The sequence below is a fragment of the Streptomyces sp. LUP30 genome, from assembly GCF_001746365.1.
Classification (GTDB): domain Bacteria; phylum Actinomycetota; class Actinomycetes; order Streptomycetales; family Streptomycetaceae; genus Streptomyces.
In genome coordinates this window covers 48,535-70,279 of the sequence record NZ_MJAJ01000021.1, presented here as the reverse complement: position 1 = coordinate 70,279, position 21,745 = coordinate 48,535, and the positions used below count along the sequence as shown (strand labels likewise).

At 71.9% G+C, this 21,745-nt stretch carries 21 protein-coding genes; 9 read left to right on the top strand and 12 right to left on the bottom strand.

Annotated elements, in window-relative coordinates:
• The first annotated feature begins 1 nt into the window (after position 1).
• The 5 genes from BG482_RS19145 (at position 2) to BG482_RS19125 (ending at position 5,300) form a co-directional block, all read left to right on the top strand.
• Positions 2-961, top strand: coding sequence for a carbohydrate ABC transporter permease (locus BG482_RS19145; RefSeq protein WP_069770288.1), 960 nt, complete (start codon positions 2-4; stop codon positions 959-961).
• Positions 962-1,017: 56 nt separating this feature from the next.
• The gene (locus BG482_RS19140) at positions 1,018-1,779 is read left to right on the top strand and encodes a carbohydrate ABC transporter permease (RefSeq protein WP_069770348.1); all 762 of its coding nucleotides are present in this window, start codon (positions 1,018-1,020) and stop codon (positions 1,777-1,779) included.
• Between the two features lie 39 nt (positions 1,780-1,818).
• Complete coding sequence (locus BG482_RS19135) at positions 1,819-3,570, top strand: RICIN domain-containing protein (protein ID WP_069770287.1); 1,752 nt, start codon at positions 1,819-1,821, stop codon at positions 3,568-3,570.
• A 146-nt stretch (positions 3,571-3,716) separates the two neighbouring features.
• A complete protein-coding gene (locus tag BG482_RS19130) occupies positions 3,717-4,292 on the top strand; it encodes a hypothetical protein (RefSeq protein ID WP_069770286.1) in 576 nt (191 codons plus the stop codon).
• 222 nt (positions 4,293-4,514) lie between these two features.
• Complete coding sequence (locus BG482_RS19125; protein WP_069770285.1) at positions 4,515-5,300, top strand: polysaccharide deacetylase family protein; 786 nt, start codon at positions 4,515-4,517, stop codon at positions 5,298-5,300.
• A gap of 24 nt (positions 5,301-5,324) precedes the next feature.
• Here BG482_RS19125 and BG482_RS19120 read toward each other — a convergent pair whose 3' ends face one another.
• The 7 genes from BG482_RS19120 to BG482_RS19090 all read right to left on the bottom strand — a co-directional run bounded on the left by BG482_RS19120 (position 5,325) and on the right by BG482_RS19090 (position 12,982).
• On the bottom strand, positions 5,325-6,368 hold the full coding sequence (locus BG482_RS19120) for a YihY/virulence factor BrkB family protein (protein WP_069770284.1): 1,044 nt from the start codon (positions 6,366-6,368) through the stop codon (positions 5,325-5,327).
• Positions 6,369-6,427: 59 nt separating this feature from the next.
• Positions 6,428-7,081: a maleylpyruvate isomerase N-terminal domain-containing protein gene (locus BG482_RS19115; protein ID WP_069770347.1), complete on the bottom strand. Its 654-nt coding sequence runs from the start codon at positions 7,079-7,081 to the stop codon at positions 6,428-6,430.
• Positions 7,082-7,197: 116 nt separating this feature from the next.
• The gene (locus BG482_RS19110) at positions 7,198-8,331 is read right to left on the bottom strand and encodes an abortive phage infection protein (RefSeq protein WP_069770283.1); all 1,134 of its coding nucleotides are present in this window, start codon (positions 8,329-8,331) and stop codon (positions 7,198-7,200) included.
• 508 nt (positions 8,332-8,839) lie between these two features.
• Positions 8,840-9,280: a hypothetical protein gene (locus BG482_RS19105; RefSeq protein WP_069770282.1), complete on the bottom strand. Its 441-nt coding sequence runs from the start codon at positions 9,278-9,280 to the stop codon at positions 8,840-8,842.
• A 104-nt stretch (positions 9,281-9,384) separates the two neighbouring features.
• On the bottom strand, positions 9,385-10,935 hold the full coding sequence (locus BG482_RS19100; RefSeq protein ID WP_370745832.1) for an MFS transporter: 1,551 nt from the start codon (positions 10,933-10,935) through the stop codon (positions 9,385-9,387).
• A gap of 245 nt (positions 10,936-11,180) precedes the next feature.
• A complete protein-coding gene (locus BG482_RS19095) occupies positions 11,181-12,248 on the bottom strand; it encodes an AraC family transcriptional regulator (RefSeq protein WP_079141918.1) in 1,068 nt (355 codons plus the stop codon).
• A gap of 86 nt (positions 12,249-12,334) precedes the next feature.
• A complete protein-coding gene (locus BG482_RS19090) occupies positions 12,335-12,982 on the bottom strand; it encodes a hypothetical protein (protein WP_069770280.1) in 648 nt (215 codons plus the stop codon).
• Positions 12,983-13,322: 340 nt separating this feature from the next.
• Between BG482_RS19090 and BG482_RS19085 the strand changes: the two genes are divergently transcribed.
• From BG482_RS19085 to BG482_RS19075, 3 genes are read left to right on the top strand one after another with little or no spacing between them, the layout of a single operon-like run.
• On the top strand, positions 13,323-14,648 hold the full coding sequence (locus BG482_RS19085; protein ID WP_069770279.1) for an alpha/beta fold hydrolase: 1,326 nt from the start codon (positions 13,323-13,325) through the stop codon (positions 14,646-14,648).
• Positions 14,649-14,692: 44 nt separating this feature from the next.
• Positions 14,693-15,202: a molybdenum cofactor biosysynthesis protein gene (locus tag BG482_RS19080; RefSeq protein WP_069770278.1), complete on the top strand. Its 510-nt coding sequence runs from the start codon at positions 14,693-14,695 to the stop codon at positions 15,200-15,202.
• Between the two features lie 35 nt (positions 15,203-15,237).
• A complete protein-coding gene (locus BG482_RS19075) occupies positions 15,238-15,609 on the top strand; it encodes a VOC family protein (protein ID WP_069770277.1) in 372 nt (123 codons plus the stop codon).
• Positions 15,610-15,648: 39 nt separating this feature from the next.
• On the opposite strand, the gene BG482_RS19070 is transcribed toward BG482_RS19075, so the two are convergent.
• From BG482_RS19070 to BG482_RS19055, 4 genes are all read right to left on the bottom strand, one after another.
• The gene (locus BG482_RS19070; RefSeq protein ID WP_069770276.1) at positions 15,649-16,098 is read right to left on the bottom strand and encodes an ATP-binding protein; all 450 of its coding nucleotides are present in this window, start codon (positions 16,096-16,098) and stop codon (positions 15,649-15,651) included.
• Between the two features lie 196 nt (positions 16,099-16,294).
• A complete protein-coding gene (locus BG482_RS19065) occupies positions 16,295-17,131 on the bottom strand; it encodes a chitosanase (protein ID WP_069770275.1) in 837 nt (278 codons plus the stop codon).
• A gap of 215 nt (positions 17,132-17,346) precedes the next feature.
• Positions 17,347-17,679 (bottom strand): hypothetical protein, encoded by a 333-nt coding sequence (locus tag BG482_RS19060; protein ID WP_069770274.1) that lies wholly within the window; start codon positions 17,677-17,679, stop codon positions 17,347-17,349.
• A 73-nt stretch (positions 17,680-17,752) separates the two neighbouring features.
• Positions 17,753-18,025, bottom strand: a complete 273-nt coding sequence (locus BG482_RS19055; RefSeq protein ID WP_069770346.1) for a hypothetical protein — start codon at positions 18,023-18,025, stop codon at positions 17,753-17,755.
• 185 nt (positions 18,026-18,210) lie between these two features.
• Here BG482_RS19055 and BG482_RS19050 point away from each other — a divergent pair, with 185 nt between their 5' ends.
• Complete coding sequence (locus tag BG482_RS19050; protein ID WP_256096407.1) at positions 18,211-18,912, top strand: hypothetical protein; 702 nt, start codon at positions 18,211-18,213, stop codon at positions 18,910-18,912.
• Between the two features lie 276 nt (positions 18,913-19,188).
• Here BG482_RS19050 and BG482_RS19045 read toward each other — a convergent pair whose 3' ends face one another.
• On the bottom strand, positions 19,189-21,456 hold the full coding sequence (locus BG482_RS19045) for a M4 family metallopeptidase (RefSeq protein WP_069770272.1): 2,268 nt from the start codon (positions 21,454-21,456) through the stop codon (positions 19,189-19,191).
• Positions 21,457-21,745 lie beyond the last annotated feature (289 nt).

Below are 21,745 nucleotides of genomic sequence, written 5' to 3'. Positions count from 1 at the left end.
CATGACCCTCGCCCGCGTCGACCGCCCACGGCGGGCGGCGGCGGCGGCCGTCTCCGACCGTCTGCCGCTGCGGCGTCGCCACCGGCGACGCAGCCGGCTGACCGCGCTCGCCTTCGTCGCCCCGCTGATCGCCTATCTCGCCGCCTTCTACCTGTATCCGCTGTACCGCAATCTCGATCTGAGTCTGCGCGACTACACGGTGCGCTCCTTCGTCTCCGGGGACGCGCCCTTCACCGGCTGGGACAACTTCCGCACGGTGCTCGACGACCCCACGTTCGGCCCGGCGCTCCGCCACACCTTGGTGTTCACGTTCGTCTCGATCGCCTTCCAGTACGTCGTCGGGCTCGCCCTGGCCGTCTTCTTCAACCGGCACTTCCGGCTGGCCCCGACCCTGCGGGCCCTGTTCCTGATTCCCTGGCTGCTGCCGCTGATCGTGTCGGCGTCGACCTGGTCGTGGATGTTCAACAGCGAGTCGGGCGTGGTGAACTACGCCCTGCGCATGGTCGGCGTGGACCCGGTCGGCTGGCTGACCTCGCCCGACTGGGCGCTGACCTCGGTGATCGTCGCCAACATCTGGATCGGCATCCCCTTCAACCTGGTCATCCTCCACAGCGGCCTGCAGAACGTCCCGGCCGAGCTGTACGAGGCCGCGTCCCTGGACGGCGCGGGCAGCTGGCAGCAGTTCCGCCGCATCACCTTTCCGCTGTTGCGGCCGGTGTCGGCGATCACGCTGCTCCTCGGGCTCGTCTACACCCTCAAGGTGTTCGACCTGATCTGGATCATGACCAAGGGCGGGCCCGGAGACTCCTCCTCGACGCTGGCCACCTGGTCGTTCCAGCTGGGCTTCGGCACGCTGCTGCCCAAGTTCGGCCCCGGCGCCGCGGTCGGGAACATCCTCATCCTCATCGCGCTCGTCTTCGGGCTGCTGTACATCCGTGTCCAGAGGAGGCAGGAAGCGTGACCTCCCCCGGCTCCTCCCGCCGTCACACCGTCATCGGGCTGGTCCTGACCGCGGTGATGCTGTTCCCGGTGTACTGGATGCTGAACGTGTCCCTCACACCGCAGCGGGACATGCGCAGGACCCCGCCCGACCTGTTCCCGCTGCACCCCACCTTCGAGGGCTACCGCGCCGTCCTCGACGACCAGCTTCCCTTCCTGGGCACCAGCCTCCTCATCGGACTGGGCACGGTCGTCCTCACCCTGGTGCTCGCCGCCCCGGCCGGCTACGCGCTGGCGAAACTCCGCCCGCTCGGCGGCGGCGCCCTCGGACTGTTCCTGCTCGTCGCGCAGATGATCCCCGGCATCGTCATGGCGATGGGCTTCTACGGCTTCTTCCTCGACCTCGGTCTGCTCAACGCCTGGTGGGGACTGATCATCGCGGACTCCACCATCGCCGTGCCGTTCGCCGTCATGATCTTCACCGCGTTCATGTCGGGCATCCCCGACGAGCTCGTCTCCGCCGCCCGCATCGACGGCGCGGGGTCCCTGCGCACCTTCTGGTCGGTGGTGCTGCCGGTCAGCCGCAACGCCCTCGTCACCGTCTCCCTCTTCTCCTTCCTGTGGGCCTGGTCCGACTTCGTCTTCGCCACCACCCTGGACGGCGGCGGCGATCTGAGGCCGATCACCCTCGGCATCTACAAGTACATCGGCAACAACAACCAGGAATGGAACGCGATCATGGCGACCGCCGTCCTCGCGTCCATCCCCGCAGCGGTCCTGCTGGTACTGGCCCAGCGCTATGTGGCCGCGGGCGTCACCGCCGGCGCGGTCAAGGACTGACCACCCCTTCCCCCCTCCCTCCGTGAGGAGAACTCCGTCATGAGCCGCACCAGAGCGCCCCTGCCCGCACGCCTCACCGTCGCCGTCGCCGTGGCCGCGCTGTCCGCCGCCGCGCTGTCCACGGCGGCCCCCGCCGACGCGGCGCCCACCCCGGCCACCACGCTGGTCGTCGACGCGGGCCGGACCCTGCGTCCGGTCACCCACGTCGCGACCGGCAGCCTCTACGGCCTCGCGGACAACGCCACGCCCGCCGACAGCCTGGTCACCGCCCTGAAGCCGAACACCTTCGTGCAGATGGCCCCGGGCGGCTCCCAACTGCCCAACGGCGAGCCCAGGCCGGCCGGGGACACCCTGGTCGTCGCGCCGAAGGCGGCCCGTGCCGGCGCCAAGGTCGTCGTCCGCATGCCGGACTGGTACCCGAACTTCCCCTACAAGTGGGTGAGCTGGACCGACTGGCTGGGCGCGGTGGACAAGCAGGTCGCCTCCGTACAGTCCTCGGGCGCGACGAACGTCAGCGCGTACGAGCTGTGGAACGAGCCCGACTGGACCTGGGACACCGCGAAGGCCGGTGCGTTCGACGCCGGTTGGGCTCGCACGTACAAGGAGGTCCGCGCCAAGGACGCCAGGACGCCCGTCCAGGGGCCCAGTCACTCCTACTGGAACCAGTCCTGGATGACCTCGTTCCTCACCGACGCCAAGGCGAGCGGCACGGTCCCCGACGTCATCGCCTGGCACGAGCTGCAGGGCAGTGCCGGCATCGCCGCCCATGTCGCCGCCTACCGCTCGCTGGAGTCGAGCCTCGGCATCAGCCCGCGCCCGATCGCGATCGAGGAGTACGGCACCCCTGGCGAGATGGGCGACTCCGGCGCCCTCATCGGCTACGCCGCCAAGTTCGAACGAGCCGGCGTGCGCGACGCGGAACTCGCCTTCTGGAACCACTACGGCACCCTCGGCGACACCCTCGTCGACACCGGCGGCTCCCCCAACGGCGCCTACTGGACGTACAAGTGGTACGGCGACATGTCGGGCAACATGCTCGTCACCACGCCTCCCGCCCAGACCGGCATCGACGGTCTCGCCTCCCTCAACGGCGCCGGCAACCAGATCAGCGTCGTCGCCGGCGGCTGCACCGGCTCCTGCGCCGTGACCGTGAACGGCCTCTCCTCACTGCCGGCCTTCGGCGGCGCCGTCCACGTGAAGCTGGAGTACAGCCCGTACACCGGCCGCACCACCGCCTCCCCCGGCCCGATCACCGTCTCCGACGCCGACTACACCGTGAGCAACGGCTCGGTCACCGTGCCCGTCACCATGAACGCCTCCGACGGCTACCACCTGGTGATCACCCCGGCCGGCACGAGCACCTCGCTGGCCGGCCGCTACCAGATCACCAACCGGAACAGCGGTCTCGCGCTGGACACCCAGAACGCGGGCACCGCCCAGGGCACTGCGGTCGTCCAGTCGGCCGCCACCACGGGCACGGACCAGAACTGGACGCTGACGGCCGCCGGTTCGGGCCTGTACAAGATCGTCAACCAGAAGAGCGGACTGCTGCTGGGCATCGACAAGATGAGCACCACCGCGGGCGGCACCGCCCTGATCTGGGGCGACAACAACACCGCCGACCACCTCTGGCAGGTCGTCCCGGCCCGCGACGGCTACTACAAGATCGCCAACTACAACAGCGGGCTCCTGCTGGGCGTCAACGGCATGAGCACCTCGTCCGGCGCGCAGGTCCTGCAGTGGACCGACAACGGCACAGCGGACCACCTCTGGAAGCTGACCTCGCGCTGACCCCAGGGCGTCCGTGTCCCTGGCCGATGTCGGCGGCCGGGGGCACGGACACGTTCGGGCCTCACCGGGGCGAAAAGCGGTGCAACCCCCGGGGCGTTCCGGTTGTCTCAGTAGATGTCCGACACGCGCACCCCTCGGGGGAGACCATGATGCGAAGCAGAACCGTCTGGGCCACCATCGCCCTTGTCACCGTCACGCTCGGCGCGTCCATGGCTCCCGCCGTGGCCGCTCCGGCCGCCACCGCACGCACCGCCGCCGTCGTCTGCCCCACCGGCTGGGGCAGCCTGGGCAAGACGTACCTCGCCTCCACCACCGCGCCGGTGACGAACGTGCGCACCGGCCGCCACGACTGCTACGACCGGTTCGTCATCGACGTGCCCGGCGCGAGCGCCGACCGGCTCGGCTTCTCCGTCGGCTACGTCGACCAGCTCTACCAGGACGGATCGGGCCGCCCCATCCCGGTCGGCGGCGGCGCGATCCTGGAGGTCCGGGTCGACGCCCCCGCCTACAACGTCGACACCGGCGCCTCCACCTATCCCGGGCGGGTCGCCCAACCCTTGCCGGGCGTGGACCTCACCGGGTACCGCACGTTCCGGGACACCCGCTACGGCGGGAGCTTCGAGGGCGTCACGCAGTTCGGGCTCGGCGTGCGCGCCCGCCTGCCGTTCAGGGTGCTGCGCCAGGCCGACCATCTCGTGGTGGACGTCGCGCACACCTGGTGACGTCCGGAAAGGGCCGAACACCCAAGACGCGGCGGCGCGTTCATCTCGACGTCGGGCCTCTCCGAGGCGACGTCCCGCGCCGCCGCGTCGCCGTGCCTTCCCTTCTACGTCCCTGAACTCCCGCGGAAGTGTCCTCAATCGGTAACAGGCGGATCCCGCCGCGTCCTTTCGCCGTCCTGACAACTGCACGGGACACACGGACACGACGAGGACAGGGCAGACATGGCGCGGCATGGCGGGCGGGGTTGGTACGGCCGGGTATTCGCGGCGGCGATCGGGGTCACGACAGTGGCGGCCGTCACCTCGGTGTGGACCGCGCAGGCCGGTCCCGCCTCCGGCGCCCCGTCAGGGGCGGGCGTGTCGGCGAGCCCGTCCCCGGGCAGCCCCGGCTCGGTCCCGGCGAAGGTGTCGGTGGACATCGCCCACGCCTCCGACCACGGCGCCCGGGGCGTCAACATCACCGTGGACGACGGGCCGGACCCGACGTGGACGCCCGAAGTGCTGAAAGTGCTGCGGGAGAACGGCGTGAAGGCGACGTTCTGCATGGTGGGCACGCAGGCCAAGGCCCACCCGGACCTGGTCAAGGCGGTGGTGGCGGACGGGCACCGGCTGTGCGACCACACCGTGTCGCACGACACCGCGATGGACAAGAAACCCGACGCGTACCAGTCGCAGCAGATCCTGGACGCCGAACGCATGATCACCGAGGCCTCCGGAGGCGTCCGGCCGGTGTACTACCGGGCGCCGGGCGGTGCGTTCACCCCCTACAGCCGCAGTCTCGCCGCCTCCCGCGGAATGCGGCCGCTGGGCTGGAACGTCGACACCAAGGACTTCGAGAAGCCGGGCTCCGCCGCCATCGTCGCGACCGTCAAGAGCGAGGTCGGCAACGGCCCGACCATCCTCTTCCACGACGCGGGCGGCGACCGGTCCGAGACCGTGGCCGCCCTGCGCGAGGTCCTTCCGTGGCTGAAGCAGCAGGGCTACTCCTTCGGCTTCCCGGTGCGCTGAGCGAAGCCGCCGCGCCGGCCGGCGTCACTCCTCCGCCCGGCGCTTGTCCTCCTCGCTCCACGCGCGGGTGTCCCGTGGCCGGACGTAGGGCTCCTCACCCTCCGGAAGGCCCCCCGCCACGGCGCGCTGACGAGCCATCTCGGCGTCGAACTCCAGGCCCAGCAGGATCGCGATGTTGCTGATCCACAGCCACACCAGGAACACGATCACGCCGGCGACCGCGCCGTAGGTCTTGTTGTACGAGGCGAAGTTGGCCACGTAGAACGCGAACCCGGCCGACGCGACCAGCCAGATGACCAGCGCCACGACGCTCCCGGGGGTGATCCACCGGAACCCCCGGCCGCGTACGTTCGGCGCGGCCCAGTACAGGATGCCGACCATGATCGTGACGAGGACGACCAGGACCGGCCACTTGGCGATCGACCACACGGTCAGCGCCGTGTCCCCGACGCCGAGCGCTGCGCCCGCCTGACGGGCGAGGCCTCCCGTGAAGACCACGATCAGCGCGCTGACCACCGCGAGCACCAGCAGCACCACCGTCACGCCCACGCGGATCGGCAGCACCTTCCACACCGGACGCCCCTCGGGAATGTCGTACACCGCGTTGGCGCTGCGGATGAAGGCGGCGGTGTAGCCGGAGGCCGACCACACCGCGAGCACGAGCCCGACGACCGCCATGACGGAGCCGACGCCGCCGCGGCCCTGCAACTGCTGCACGGCGTCGCTGATGACGTCCCGGGCCGACCCCGGCGTCACCTTGCGGAGGTTGTCGAGGACCTCGTCGGTCGCCGACTTGCCCGCCACCCCCAGCAGGGACACCAGGACCAACAGGGCCGGGAACAGAGACAGGACGCCGTAGTACGTCAGTGCCGCGGCGCGGTCCGTGAGCTCGTCGTCCTGGAACTCCCTCACGGTGCCCTTCAGCACGGCCCACCAGGACCGCTTCGGCAACTGTGCCGGCTCGTCCGGCTCCTGCCGTTCCACCTGCTCGTCCGGCCGCGCCGTCTGCTCCCGGCCGGACGCCGGAGCCGGGGAGAGGCCGTCGTGGGAATTCGCGCTCGGTGCCATGTCACCGGAGTAACCGCAACGGGCCGCACCATGCGCCCCTGCGGGCCATGACCCCGTGCTCAGCCCAGCACGAAGGGGATTTTCCCGGCCAGTTCCCCCAGCGCGGCCCGTTCGGGGTCCGTCGGAGCGCGTCGTCCGGTCCCGACGCGCAGGGCGTCCGCGTCGCAGAACGAGGCGGGGATCCGCGCACCGGCGATCCGCTCCAGCGAGGCGCGGGCGGCCGCGAGCGTCTCGGCGGGCGGTCCCGCCGCGGCGGGCAGGTGCGCGATCAGGTCGAGGTGGTGCAGTGTCCATTCCATGACGTACGCCGACAGGTAGTCCTCCGCGGTCAGGACTTCGTCGCGGGTGCCGACGCGCATACCCCGGTCGGCGAGTCCGGCGGCGCGGCCGGCGGCGGCGCCGACGTCGTCGAAGTGGAAGCGGAGCCAACGGGGTTCCCCGTAGGCGGCGGCCAGCCGCGGGATCAGCGCGTCCAGCGGATCCTCCCCGGTGGGAGGCTCGACGAGGTTCCAGTAGGTGAGGTCGTCCACGGTCGGTTCGGCATCGACGGGGGTGACCAGCGTGATCAGGACGTCCTGGGCGTCGATGACCAGGTGGCACACCAGGTCCCGCACGAGCCAGCCGGCACAGCCGGAGGGCCTTTCCCAGTCCTCGTCACCGAGTTCGCCGACCGCTGTGCGCAACGCCGTCCAGGAGCGCGAGAAGAGATCCACTTCGGCAAGGTAGTGGCCGCCCGCGCGCCGGACAAGCACCCCGCCCCGACCTCCCGGTCGGTCCGGCCGGCCGCTGGGGCCGCTCCGGTTGTCCGCTGCGCGCCGCGCGCCGCGGGTCACCGGGGGCGCCGGTCCGCCGCGTGGCCGGCGTAGTGGCGGGCCAGGGCGTGGAAGGCCTGTTTGGGTTCCCAGTGCCAGCCGGACTCCGGGTGGCCCGGGCGTCTCTCGATGGTCTTGGTGATGGCGTAGGAAGCCAGGTCGAGGTCGTGTCGGGGATCGTCGGGGCGGTGCGGGGCGTCGGGGGTGACGAACTCGAAGGCCATCGCCGCGTACAGGCCCATCGACTCGAAGACGTTCAGGAGCGCGATGACGTAGTCGGCCTGGGTGCGTTCGCTGCGCACCAGGCGCCCCTTGATCTCCTCGGGGTCCTTGTCGTGGTCGACCACGTCCCAGCCCATGCCGGCGGTCTGCGGGGCGCCCAGGTAGGCGCACGTGCCGAACTCGGTGACGGCGAGGGGCTTGCCCCAGCGCAGATACCTGCGCAGTTCCGCGACATGGTCGGCGGGGCGGTGGAAGAAGGAGTAGTAGTCGATGCCCACGATGTCGAACAGCGACCAGTCGACCGCGTCGTCCTGCGCGGCGGCGTAGCCGAGCCGGCCGGCGAAGACGGACCGGGCGGTTCCGGCGGCACGGGCGGTGAAGGCCTTGAGGCGGCGCTGGAAGACCACCGGGTCGTAGGTGCCGTTCATGAGGTTGCGCACGCGCTCCAGCGCCGTGTCCCCCGGCACGATGCCGGGCACGAACAACCAGAACTCGCAGCCCACGCTGAGGTCGACGCTCGCGCCCTGTCTGCGCAGCCGTTGCGCGAACCGGCCCGTCTCCGCGAGGTGTTCGAGGATGTCGCGCTCCGGGACGTCGCCGAGCGTGGGCTGCAGCCATACGTGCAGGCCCTGTTCGGCCGCCTCCGCGGCGGTCGCCGTGAGGCGTTCCACGCCGTCGCCGGTGACGTCCACGGTGTCGGCGTGCAGTCGGTGGCGGATGGCGCGGATGTCCGCTCTCATCCGGGGGGCGCTCCAACCCGTGGCCGGGGTCTCGCCCTCCCCCACGGTGTAGACGACGCCCCGGTGCCGCAGCCCGCGTCGGTGACCCGCGGCGTGTGCCCGTCCCGCCGGCCCGAGCACGCCCGCGGCGCCCACCGCTGCCATGGCCGCCAGGAACCCGGCCCGAGTGATCCGATCGGTTTCGTCCATGCCCCCACGGTGCCGTGGGGCGGGGCGGGGGCGCAGTCGGCCGATGGTCTGGATCGCCGAGACGAAAGTGGACGCGTGCGCAGGGTCGGCGGTCGGTCAGGCGGCCCGTCCGGCCTTGGAGGCGGCGTGCTCACGTGCCACCCGTGCCCCCGGGCCTCGGGGCGGGCATGTCGCCGGAGGCTCCTCCGCCCTCCCGGACCGATTCACGGGGGGAAGCTGGAAGGGCCTCCTCCCTGATCCGACGTCAGGGCGGTGGGCAGACGGCCTGCACCGAGTGAGGGTGTGTCAGATCGACTTCGTCGACGATGTGTCGGACGAGTTGCCGGACGGACCGTGCGCGAGTCGGTGGGCGAGTCGTCGTCGGACGAGCGGTCGAGGGGGCGGCGTCTCGCGGTGGACCCGTGGTGCGGCCGGCTCTACAGGTGGCGCGGGCGCGGAACGGCGCCGGGCACGGCCCGGCCCCCGGCGCGGGCGCGTCGGGGGCCGTCCTGCCGAGGCGACCGCAGGGTCAGATCCGGCCGCCGGTGAGCCGGGTGATCGGTCCGTGCGTGTGACGGCCGGAACGGCGGCCCACGGCGTACGAGGCGGCGGTCAGCGCGGAGAGGCCGGCGGCCGCGCCGGCGGCGACCAGCTTCCGGTGGGCGATGACCGTCCACGCCGTCTTGGCGGTCGCGGCGACATGACCCGACGTCGTCACGATCGCCTGGCGGCTCGCCTCGACGCCCCGCACGGCGCCCTGTGCCGCGCTCTGCACGGCGCCGCTCGTCGCCTCGGCCGAACGCTCGACTCCGTTCTTGGCGGTGGAGGCGGCGTCGGTCGTCCTGGTCGCGGCGCTCTTCGCGGCCTGGGAGGCCGGAGCGGTGGCCTTGGCAGCGGAGCGGCGGGCCTTGGCGGCGGTCGCCTGCTTCGCTCCGGACTCTTCGTTCGTCTTCCTGTTCGGTTCAGTCATGGACTTCGCGTTGCCCCTCACTCCGGTGGCAAACCCCTATGGCGGCGTGAGTAGGCGTGACCGGGAAGACGGACGACCGGCAGGTGATCGCCCGCGGCGGCGGTTCAGACGCCGCCGGAGGGCGTGCCGCCCTTGAGGCGTTCCAGGTCCGAGGGGCGGACCTGGATCACCAGGACCGCGATCAGCGCGGCCAGCACCGTGAAGATGGCCGCCATGACGAAGGCCGCCGTGACGCCCGCGGTGAGGATCTCGTCGGACCAGGGCGCGGGGAGCAGACCGGTGCGCCGGAAGCGCAGACGCTCGGCCGGGCCGGCCTGCGCCAGGAAATCCGGGATCTGCTGCTCCGCCTCGTTGCGGCTGGCCGTGCCGTACATGGTGACCAGGATGGACAGGCCGAGCGAACCGCCCACCTGCTGGGTGGCGTTGAGCAGTCCGGACGCCGCGCCGGTCTCCCGCGGGGCGACGTCGGAGAGCGCCATCAGGGTGAGGGACACGAACTCCATGCCCATGCCGAGGCTGAAGACGAGCATCGGCCCGAGAACGCTGCCCAGGTACGTGGAGTGCACGTCCGTCAGGGTCAGCCAGGACAGGCCTCCCGCCGCCAGCACGGCGCCTCCCACCATGAAGGGCTTGGGGCCGAACCTGGGCAGAAACCGTGAGGCCAGCCCGGCGCCCACCGCGATCACGGCGCTGACCGGCAGGAAGGCGAACCCGGCCGCGAGCGGGCTGAAGCCGAGCACGTTCTGCACGAAGAGCGTCAGGAAGAAGAACATGCCGAAGATCGCGGCGGCCAGACACAGCATGATCCCGTAGGTGCCCGCGCGGTTGCGGTCGGCGAACATGTGCAGCGGCGTGATGGGTTGCCGCGATCGCCTCTCGACGAGGACGAACAGCGCGAGGACCACGACGGCCGCGGCGAACGAGGCCAGGGTCAAGGGGTCCCGCCACCCTTCCTGCGCCGCTCTGATGAACCCGTACACCAGCAGCACCATGCCCACGGTGGAGGTGAACGCGCCCGTGAGGTCGAAGTGCCCCGGGTGCCGCTCGGACTCCTTGATCCAGCGTGGCGTGGCGAGCGCGATCAGCAGCCCGATGGGGACGTTGACGAACAGCACCCAGCGCCAGTTCAGCCACTCGACGAGTATGCCGCCCGCGAGCAGGCCGATCGCGCCGCCGCCCGCCGAGACCGCGGCGAACACCCCGAAGGCGCGGTTGCGTTCGGGGCCTTCGCGGAAGGTGGTGCTGACCAGGGAGAGCGCGGTCGGCGACGCGATGGCGCCGCCGACGCCCTGCAGGGCGCGTGCGGCGAGGAGTTGGCCCTCGTTCTGGGCGAGTCCGCCGAGCAGGGAGGCGAGCACGAAGAGCAGCACTCCGCAGACGAACATGCGCCGCCGTCCCAGGATGTCGCCCGTTCGGCCGCCGAGGAGCAGCAGTCCGCCGAAGGTGAGCGTGTAGGCGTTCACCACCCAGGCCAGGCTCGTGGTGGAGAAGTCCAGGGAGCGCTGGATGTCCGGCAGGGCGATGTTCACGATGGTGATGTCCAGGACCACCATCAGCTGACACGAGGCGATGACCAGCAGCGCCATCGCGTTGCCCCCACCGTCCTGTCGGGCGGTGGTCCGGGGTTCTGAGGTGGGCTGCGGAACGCTGCTCATGACACGTCGCCCGCGCGGAGGCGGGCCCTGGGGAGAGGTCGGTGAACGGTTCCGTCCACTGTCGGGTCCACCGTTCGACGGTACGCCCGCCGCCGGACCGTCACCACTCGACCGATCCGCGGCCGAGGGGCCGACGACGCACACGACCGGCGGTGTGCGACAGGAGGCGGCGCTCTGTCCGTGCCGTGCCAGGACTCCCCTGTCGTCCTGGCACGGCGAGGACGGCGCGGGCGTGTGCCGCGTGATCACCAGGGTGCGGGAGAGACGCCCGGTGTGTCGTTGGCTGACAGTCCACGACCGCTGTGCACAGCGTCCACCGCGCCGCCGGGCGGGGCGGCGTCGAACCTCCCGGCGAGTGCCTGTTCGCGCAGTTCGCTGGGCGGCAGCCCGTAGGCGGTGCGGAAGGCCCGGGTGAACTCCGCGGCGCGAGGGAAGCCCCAGCGGGCGGCGACGGCGTGGATCGGCAGGGCGCGCAGGCGGGGATCGACGAGTTCGCGGCGGGCGTGGGCCAGTCGCTGGTCGCGGATGTAGGAGGCGACCGTGAGGCCTTCGCTCTGGAACAGGCGGTACAGGTAGCTGCGGGAGATGTGGTGCGCGGCGGCGATCCCGGCGGGCGTCAGATCGGGGTCCTCGAGGTGGCGGCGGATGAACGCCTTGACGCGGAGGGTGAGCGTACGGCTGTGCGTCTCCGGCGGGAGCCGGAGGTCGGCGTCGACGGCGTGCGCGAAGGCGGCCGTGACCAGGTCCGTGACGACCGTGCCCAGCCGGGGCGCGTCGGAGGGCTCGTACACGGAGGTGTCCGAGACCACGTTCAGAAGGAACTGCGCCAGCAGGGCGCCGATGCCCTCCCGCCCCGAGATGAGACTGCCCAGGACGCGGTCCACGCGGCCCGCGGGCACGGCCACGAGGGCACGTGGAACCTCGACGCCGACGATGGTGACGGGGTCGGTGCCGGTGAATATCTCCCCTGCCCGCGAGGAGGAGTTGGTGTGGAAGTCGTGGACCCGGTAGGCGCTTCGCTGCCTGCCCCAGTCGGCGGCGCCCTCGCCCTTCAGCAAGAGGGAGAGATGGTAGGACTCGGGGTCGGACTGGCGGATGAGCTTCGGCGTCCGGCGGAAGACCAGGTGGTCGAAGGTCGCCGGCCACAGGGTCACGTCGCCCAGCCCGATCACGCGTTGGTGGCCCCGGTAGTCCTCGGTGCGGTCGCTGGCGAGCTGCATGGGGGCGTGGGTCCGGCCCATGCGCTCCGTCCACGCCTCGAACCGGTCGTCCACCGGCAGGTCCGTGGTGCGGAAGACCGACTCATGCAGCACGGAGGCAGTCAATCACACCGCGTGGCCGTGCCGGTGGGGCGGTGGGGGCGGGCGGCCGGGTGACGGGACCGGCCGCCGGGTGCGGGTCAGGTCAGGTGGGCGGTGTCGATCGTGACCGACCTGTCGTCGGTGCCGGTGACGGAGATGTAGCCGGGGTCGCCGTTGCGGTCGAGGTAGCACATCACGTACGTGACCGACACGGGAGTCTCCCGCGTGGGGTGCTCCTTGACGGCCTTGCGGCAGCCCTCGGCCGTCGGCACTTCGGACGAACTCCACGACGCCAGCTTGCCGTTGGTGGACATCAGGTAGCCGTTCTGGACGTACAGGGCGTCCGTGCCGGCGTCGGCGACGGCGGGCGGCGAGTGGGTGAAGTCGTAGCCGACGGCCCCCTTCTCGCCGTCCGAGCGTTGCATGGCGAAGCCGCGCACGAGCGAAGTCGAGGGTGTCGGCGTCGAGTCGGGCAGGGCCGCGCCCACCGCCGCGCCGCCTCCCCCGAGGAGCAGGACTCCCATGAGACCGGCCATCAGCGGATGGGTGTACGCCAGGCTGAGCAGAGGTCCGACGACCGGGATCGAGAACTTCAGCGAGGTGTTCTTCTGCGTGATCTTGTTGTTGTCCCCCGCGGTCACCGTCTGGGTCGGCGAGTGGTGGGTGCCGGGCTGCGGCGGCACGTAGGGGTGACTCTGTGGAGCGGGGTCGCCGAGTTGCGCGCCGCGCGTGCGGTCGGTGTTCATGGCTCGGGACGCTAGCGACAGGCAACCACGAGGTCTTGTTTTGGCGGGAACTGCCGCTAATGGTCCGTTACTGAACGCTCTGAGCGTTGAGCGTGACCGCCACGGCGAAGAGTTCGGCCTTGCTACCGGACAGTCATATTACCGAAACGTAACCTGCCGACCGCTACCCCGGGTAACCCGGCCCTCGCTACGGTCCTGACAGTTCGTCTAAGAGCGGTACGGGCAGCGGTGGGCGACCGAGGCCTCGTACCGCTCGGTCGTCACGGCCCGCACCCCACCGGGCCGTCCGCCGTCCGAGCCGCAGACGAAGGCTCGGCCCTCCCCTCCCCGGAGGTCCGCCATGCCCGCCCCCACCCGCCTGCTGGCCGCAGCCGTCACCGCTGCCGCCTGCCTCGGCGTCACCGCCGTACCCGCCCACGCGTCGCTCTCCACGGACGCCGTGGTCTCGCGCGGCGTCACCATCCCCACCTTCTACGACCCGCCCGCCTCGCTGCCGGCGGCCGACGGCGCCCTGGTGCGCTCCGAACCGCTCCCCCTCGCGTTGAGCCTGCCGGGCGTCGACGGACCGCTGCCCGGTACGGCGACCCGCCTGATGTACAAGTCCACCGACTCCGCCGGGCGGCCCATGGCGGTCACCGGCGCCTACATCGAACCGTCGGCCCGCTGGACGGGCAGGGGGGCGCGCCCGCTGGTCGCCTTGGCGCCCGGCACGTTGGGACAGGGCGACCAGTGCGCCGCCTCCCTCGGCCTCGAACACCCGCTCGTGGTCAACGGACAGACGCTGTCCGTCGGTTACGAGGACCTGGCGATCTACCGCCTTCTCGCCCGGGGCGTCGCCGTCGTGGTCACCGACTACGCGGGTCTCGGCACGACGGACCGGCTGCACACCTACGTCAACCGGGTCGACGAGGCCCATGCCGTCCTGGACGCGGTCCGCGCCGCCCGCTCCCTCGACGGCACCTCGCTCACCGCCGGCTCCCGGGTGGCGCTGTTCGGCTACAGCCAGGGCGGCGGGGCCACCGCGGCCGCCGCCGAACTGCAGCCCTCCTACGCTCCCGACGTCGTGCTCGCCGGCACCTACGCCGGAGCCCCTCCCGCCGACCTGGTCGCCGTCACCAAGGCCATCGACGGCAGCGACCTGGCCGGCGCGCTGGGCTGGTCGGTGAACGGCTTCCTGGAGTCCGACCCCGCGCTCAGGCCCATCGCCGAAGCCCACCTCAACGCGACCGGCCGGGCCGCCCTCAAGGACCTGTCGACCATGTGCGTGGGCGATGCCCTGCTCGCCTACAACTCGGCCCGCAGCACGGCCTGGACCACGGACGGGCGGTCCATCAGCGAGGTCGTCGCCTCGGAACCGGCGCTCAAGGCGTTCCTGGCCGACCAGCGCATCGGGGCCCGCGAGCCGGCCTCGCCGGTGCGGGTGGCGACCGGCACCGCCGACGACCTGGTGCCGCACGCGCAGGCGCGGGCCCTGGCCGTCGCCTGGTGCGCCAAGGGCGTCGACGTCACGTACAAGCCGGTGATCCTGCCCGGCGTGGGACGGGCGCTGATCAACCACTTCACCCCGCTGCTCGTGGACCAGGGCGCGGCGATCGCCTGGCTGGCCGACCGGCTCGACGGCGAGCCGGCCACGTCCAACTGCTCCACGCTGCCGCTGCGGCCCTGACACGAGTCACCGGTGATGTCCGGCGCCGGGACTACAGTGCATCCATGACCGAGGTCGAGATCGTGGAGCTGCTGGTCTCGGCGTCGCACCGGCTCGCGGGGCGTCCGGCCGACGGCCCGGCGGACGGCCCGCAGGACGAGTCGACGCACGCCGTACAAGTGCGTCGTGGCCTCGGGCTGGTCGGCGACCGGTACTACGGCCGCCCGGCCCACCGGGACGCCTCGGTGACCTTCATGGCCGCGGAGCACCTGCCCCGGCACATCGACCCGGCCGTCGGTCTGCGGCACACCCGCCGGAACATCCTGCTGCGCGGCGTCGACATCGACTCCTGCGTGGGCTCGACGATCGTGCTCGACGGCCCGGCGGGCCCGGTGGCCTTCGCGGTGAACCGCCCGGCGCGCCCCTGCGCGTGGATGGACGTCACCGTGGGGCCCGGCGCGCAGCGGGCCCTGCGCGGAAAAGGGGGCGTGCGCTGCACGCCGCTGTCCGACGGGGTGCTCGTCCTGGGCAGGACAGGCTTCAGCGTCGTCGACACATATCCTCTCCAGGGCTGAGGCCGCCCCTTTCCGGCCGGGGCACACTGGACGGCATGCCGGTCTCCCTCCATCACATCGTCGTCGACGCGCACGATCTGCCCGGTCTGGCCCGCTTCTGGGCCGGGGCGCTGGGCTGGCGGATCCTCTCCGAGCGGGCGAGGGAGGTCGTGATCGGGCCGGACGAGTCCGCGCCCGTGGGCATCTGCTTCATGCCGGTGACGGACCGCAAGACGGTCAAGAACCGGCTGCACCTCGACCTGACCTGCGGCGCGCAGGACCGGGAGAGCGAGATCGAGCGCCTTCTCGCGCTCGGCGCCCGCCGGGCGGACGTCGGTCAGACCGGCGAGGAGTCGTGGACGGTCCTGATCGACCCGGAGGGCAACGAGTTCTGCGTGGTCCGTCCGAAGGCCACCCTCATCGGGTAGGGCCTGCGCCGTCCCGGGACCGCGCACCCGGGGTCGCGTTCATCGTCCCTCGGTCAGACCAAGGCGGGCGACGATGCGTTTGCCGATGGGCTCGCGTGTCACGGCGAAGCCCTCGGCCACGGCTCTGACGATCTCCAGGCCGTGCTGGCCGACCCGCGTCGGGTCCGGGGCGTGCGGGGTGGGCAGCACCGGGTCGCTGTCCCAGACGGCGATCTCCACGGCGGCGCCGGCGATGCGCAACTGCAGCAGGACCGGCCCCGGCGCGTATCTGAGGGCGTTGGTCACCAGTTCGCTCACCACGAGCTGGGAGAGATCCATGGCCCGGGCGGACACGGTCACGCCCTGCCGGCGCTGGACGCGGGTGAGGAACTCGCCCGTCAGCTGCCGCGCCCGGGCGATGCAGCCGTCCTTTCCGTCCAGGGCCACCGTCGTCTCGGCAGGGGCCCCCTCGGTCGAGGAAAATCCCTGATCGGGCGGGACAGGTGCCATCCGGACCGCCTTCGTTGCTACCCCGTTCATATCCGCGCGGCTACCCGCTAACCCACCACCTACGCCCCAGCCGCCTCACTCACGGGGCCGCCGTCGCGGGCCCGCCCGTCGCCCCGGCCGGCCGGCGCAGCGGGTGCGCGGCTCGGCCGGGGCGACGGCCGGAAAGGGCACGGAGGTGGTTCCGGCGCCGTCGCGCTCAGCCGAGGTGGTAGCTGTCGCCGTACACCTTCCAGTCCAGCGGCGGTTCGAGGTCGAAGTTGCCCTTGCGCAGGAAGACACGCTGGGCGGTGTCGACCCGGCTGGTGTCGCTGTGGGCCTCCTCCTGCTTCATGGCCCAGACACGGGCGTCGAGGAAGGCGTTCAGATACGCCGTCTCGTCGCCGCCCTGGGCCGGCGGCTTCGCCTTGGCGAGCGCGCGCTTGCGGATGTTGCGGAAGCTGGTGGGGTCGGTGCCGTCGCCGTGCATGACGATGGCGTCGTAGTAGGCGAACTGGCCCAGGGCGCGCAGGCCGTCGGTCTTGCCCTGGCGGACCGCCGGGTCGAAGTAGACCCGGTCGCGCTCGTCGTTCTGCGCCTGCTGGAACGCGGTGTCCTGGGCGGCCTTGCGCCAGTCCTTGGGGTAGTTCGGGTCGAGGCCCGCGTGCGAGTCGGTGCCGTCGACCGCTCGCAGGGCGGGCAGGTACTTCGCGAGGACGTTGCCCGGCTTGCGGGCGGTGTACAGCTCCACGAGGTCGAGCATGTCGCCGGTGCCGGAGCAGAAGCCGATGATGCCGGCGGTGTAGCCGCGTCCGTCGCCGATGTCCTCGATGTACTTGTACTGGGCCTTCCAGTCGAGCGAGGAGTTCTCCGCGCTCGACACCAGTTTCATGGCGATCTCCTTCTTCGCCGGGTCGTCGAGGCCCTTCGCGGCCGGGGCCGCCGTCGCCTGCGGGGCGCCGAGCAGAGGGGCGGCCGCCACGACGCCGGCAAGAGCGAGGAAGAGGCGGCGGGAGGCGGGGGCGGGGCCGTCGGCCGGCCGGGATATGTGCGCCACAGTGGCTCCAGGTGAGGAGTGGGGGGTGGGGTGATCCTGCGTTGCGACTGACAGGAAAGTTTCCTATCAAGCGCAGGGCGCAGAAGTAACCCTGCCGAAGGCATGTTCGTACGATCGAACGAAGATGCGCCCGCCACTCCTCCGCCGCTCTCCCTGCCGGAGCGCCCTCGCCGGAGCGGCCCGGAGCGCCTCCGCCGGAGCGGCCGGAGCAGGCCCTACCGGAGCAGTTGGAACAGCAGAGAGCCCAGGAACCCGATGAGACCGATATGGAAGAGGACCAGCCAGATCCACTGCGACACGGGCATGCGCCAGGACGCCGCGGCGAGGATCTCCCACTCGCTCACGGCGAAGGCGGCCAGCACCAGCGCGAGCACCTCCCACACCACGAGCCACCAGCTGGACGGGGTCGCTCCCGTCGTGGCGTCCATCGCCGCCGGGACGCGCGTCACGCGCCCGAGGAGGACGAGCGCGATGAGGAGCTTGTGCCAGCCGTGACGGGTCGTCGGTGCGACGGTCGCGAGCGGGGCTGAGGTGGATCCGGTCGACATTCGCACATTTGATCATTCGCGCGCGATGGAAGCCATCGTTCCGGTGACGGGATCCACGGCTTCGGCGCTCGCCTCACAGGACGCCCGGGGCGTCGCCGCGCCAGTCGAGGCGGCTGACGTCGCCTTCGCGCGCGGCGTAGAGGGCGCGGCCGCCCGGCCCGTAGCGGCCTATCTCCGTGGTCAGCGCCACCTCGCGCAGCTCCCGCTCCGAGCGGTCCGTGACGTCCAGCAGCAGCCCGTCCAGCGGGCCGCCCACCAGGTGCGCGTACGTGCGCTCCGGGCGGGGGCCCGCGTCCTCGTGGTCGGCTCCGTAGACCCGGCCCCGCAAGAACTCAACCTCGTCCATGACCAGCAGCTTGTCACTCACCACTGACAACGGCCCGTCGCCCGGGGGGCGGAGGGTCCGCGAAGGACCGCTGGACGCACTTCGGCCAAGGCGTGGCGGAAAAGGGACTTTCGGGCGCAATCCCCCGACGAGCCGGGTATCCACCCCGTACACGTCGTTGTGTGTGGGCTGGGGGGCCGACCCTGATGGCACGTGGACGCGAGCGGGCGCGGGCCGGGGAGTCGGCGTCGGCGCGCCGCCGCCGGACGGTGCGTGAGCTGCGTGCGTCGGGCCGCTACGGGCCCCGGCTGCGCGAGGTGTTGCCCGCCCTGACCGCACTGCTGGCGCTCGCGGGCGCGGGCCTGGCGGGACTCGCCCTGGTCTGCCGCGCGTTCGGCTGGCCCGCCGGTGCGCTGGCCCTGGCGCCGCTCGCGGTCGTGGGCGCGGTCGTACGCCGTCGCTCCCGTCGGCCCGCTCGGCTGCGCGGCGGGTACTACACGGCCCAGGAGTTGGCGGAGCTGGACATGCCCGCGCTGGTGCTCGCCGTGGGCAGGATGCTCCGGCGGGACGGCTGGCGGGTGTCGTCGCCCGCCCGGCACGACGCGCTCCACCTCGCCGCCCGCGACGACCGGGGGCGGCTGCTCGACGTGGCGTTCCGCCCCGTGGGCGAACCGCTGCCCGACGAGGAGGCCTGCTCCTGCCGGGCGCGGCTGCGGTCACGGGAGCGGGCCGGTCCGCCGCTGCGACTGGTCGTGCACCGGGGCGCGTTCACCCACCGGGACGAGGTCTGGGCGGCGCGAGAGGGCCACACCTATCTGATCGACGGTCCCCGGCTGCGGCTGTGGGCGCGCGGGACGCCCTTGGCGCAGCTCGTGGCCGGCGCCGTTCCCGCGCCGCGGCGCACCTGAGACCCGCCTACGTCCGGACCGCTCGACCGTTCGCCTCCCCCTTGCCGCGGATCCGCCCGTCCGCCTCCGCGCCGTCTGCCCACCCGTCCGGCCTCCGGCCGGTGCCCGGGCCGGAGCAGACCCGGCGACCGCGCGCGAGGACGGGGCCGGCCGCCGGGGGTCCCCGCCATCGGGACGACACCCATGTGTCACCGGGGGCACGTCACCGGGACGACCTCGACACGCACCGCCGCCCGGGTCTCGCGAGACCCGGGCGGCGGCGTGGTCCGTGTCGGTTCAGGGGGTGAGCTGCCAGCGCTGGATGTAGCCGACGTCGATCGACGCGCGGTCCTGGACGCGCAGTTTCCAGGTGCCGTCGAGGGGCTGCGCGGAGGCGTCGACCGTGAAGGTCTGGTCGACGTTGTCGGCGGAGCCGCCGCTGCGGTTGAGCAGGGAGTAGACGGTGCCGTTCGGACCGACGAGGTCGACGGTCAGGTCACCGCGGTAGGTGTGGACGATGTTGACGTAGACGGAGGTCGTGGCGGAGGCGTTGCCGTCGCGGCCCGTGATGGTGACCGGGGACTCCACGGCGGCGCCGTTGTCCGGGATGTCGACGCGGGCGCCGTTGGCGTAGATGTACGCGATCCGCCAGGTGAAGCTGTCTGTGACGGACGCGCCGGTGCCGTCGGTCACCTTGACGGACACGTCGCTGTCGCCGAGGGAGGTCGGCGTTCCGGAGATCAGTCCGCTCGGGCTGATGCTCAGTCCGTCGGGCAGTCCGGTCGCCTCATAGGTCAGGCCCGCACCGGAGTTGGTGGTGTAGGCGTCCACCTGGAGGCTCACGGCCTGGCCGATGCCGCTGGTCTGGTCGGCGATCGGGGCGAGGTTGACGCCGAGGGCTATCCGGTTGCCGACGTTGATGCCGGCCCACGCGTCGGCCACGGCGAGGTAGGTGGGGCTGTAGGCCCCGAACAGGTCGCTCGCCGCCTGGAGGGTGGCGGTGCGCGCGCCGGCGTAGTCGGTCGACGACGTCATGTACGTCGTCAGCGCCCGGTACCAGATCGCGGCGGCGTTCTCGATGCCGACGCCGGTGACGGGACGGCCGTCGGAGGTGGGGCTGTCGTAGGCGACGCCGTTCACGGTCCTGGCGCCGCTGCCCTCGGAGAGCAGGTAGAAGAAGTGGTTCGCGGGACCCGAGGAGTAGTGGACGTCGAGGTCGCCCAGGGAGGAGCTCCAACTGTCGCGCGAGGCGCCGTCCCTGGAGGGCTTGTCCATGTAACGCAGGGGTGTGCCGTCGCCGTTGATGTCGATCTTCTCGCCGACGAGGTAGTCGCCGGGGTCGGCGGCGAGGTGCGAGTGGAACTCGACGGCGGCGGCGAAGATGTCCGAGGTCGCCTCGTTGAGACCGCCCGACTCCCCCGAGTAGTTCAGGTCGGCGGTGGCGGCGGTGACTCCGTGGCTCATCTCGTGGGCCGCGACGTCGAGCGCGGTCAGCGGGTGCGTGTTGCCCGAGCCGTCGCCGTAGGTCATGCAGAAGCAGCTGTCCTGCCAGAAGGCGTTGACGTAGTTGCTGCCGTAGTGGGCGCGGCTGTAGGCGGCGACTCCGTCGTTGCGGATGCCGTTGCGGCCGAACTCCTCCTTGTAGTAGTCCCAGGTCGCCGCGGCGCCGAAGGCCACGTCGACGCCGGCGGTCTGGCGGTCGGCGGGCAGACCGTTGCCCCAGACATCGTTGTCGTCCGTGAAGAGGGTCCCGGTGCCCGAGGTGCCCTGGTTCAGGTCGTAGGTCTTGTGCCCCGCGCGGTCGGGGTCGGTGAGCTGGTACGTCGATCCCGACTGGGTGCTGCCGACGGGAACCGTGCCGACGTACTGGCCGGTGCCGGTGCCGGTGTGGACCTTCTCGGCGGCGAGGATCGGCTTGCCCGTGGTCGCGTCGGTGACCACCTGGAGCTCGCTGGGCGTGCCGTCGTCCTGGACGCCGTCGACGACGGTCTCCCACGCCAGGACGGGCTTGCCCTTCGAGGCCCAGACGACGAGACGCGGCGCGCGTCCGGTCGAGGCGCCGGCGACGTCCGCGCCCTTCGCGGCGGCGAGCGCCTTGCCGGTGGCGCTCGACGCCGAGAGCTTCGGGGTGAGGGAGGGAACCTTGAGGGTGGCCGCGGTCGCCCGGGACACGGTGGTCCGACCGGCGACGGAGTGGACGACAAGGTCGCCGCCGAGCACCGGAAGTCCGGCGTAGGTGCGCTCGTAGCGGGTGTGGGTGGTGCCGTCCGCGTCCTGGACGACGTCCTTCACGAGCAGTTTCTCCTGCGCGCCGAGGGCGAGCCGCTGGGCCGTGGCGCCGGCGGCGGTCTGCGCCGCCTTGATCAGCGCGGCGCGGCGGGCGGGCGACAGGGGTGTCGCGGCGGCGCCGGCGCGTGGCGTGGCGCTGATCCGCGAGGGGCCCGGGTCGGCGGGTGCCGCGGCGGCGCCCGTGGGGGCGCCCAGGGTCAGCAGGGTTCCGATGGTCGTCAACGCGAGAGCGGCGGCGCGTCTGCGCCGGAGGGTGGGGCGGTGTCGCCGGGGCAACGGGTTCTCCTTCTGTGCGACGGTCGGCCCGTGAGGGGGACCGGGGTGGGGCGGACCGGCGAGGTGGGGCCGGTCCGGAGCGCTGCACGACAGGCGGGTGGAAGGAGGTGGGGGGTGGCTGATCGATGCGCCGCATGATGCGGGTGTGAAGGAATGGTGAACTTCGAACTTCGGCAGCAGGGTGGCACTCGGTGCACTGTTTTGTCATGGGAATGCCAAGACATCGGCTGGAAATGACCATGGCTCTCTGGGGATTCCCCCTGCTCGGCGCACGTTTTCAGCCGCCGGG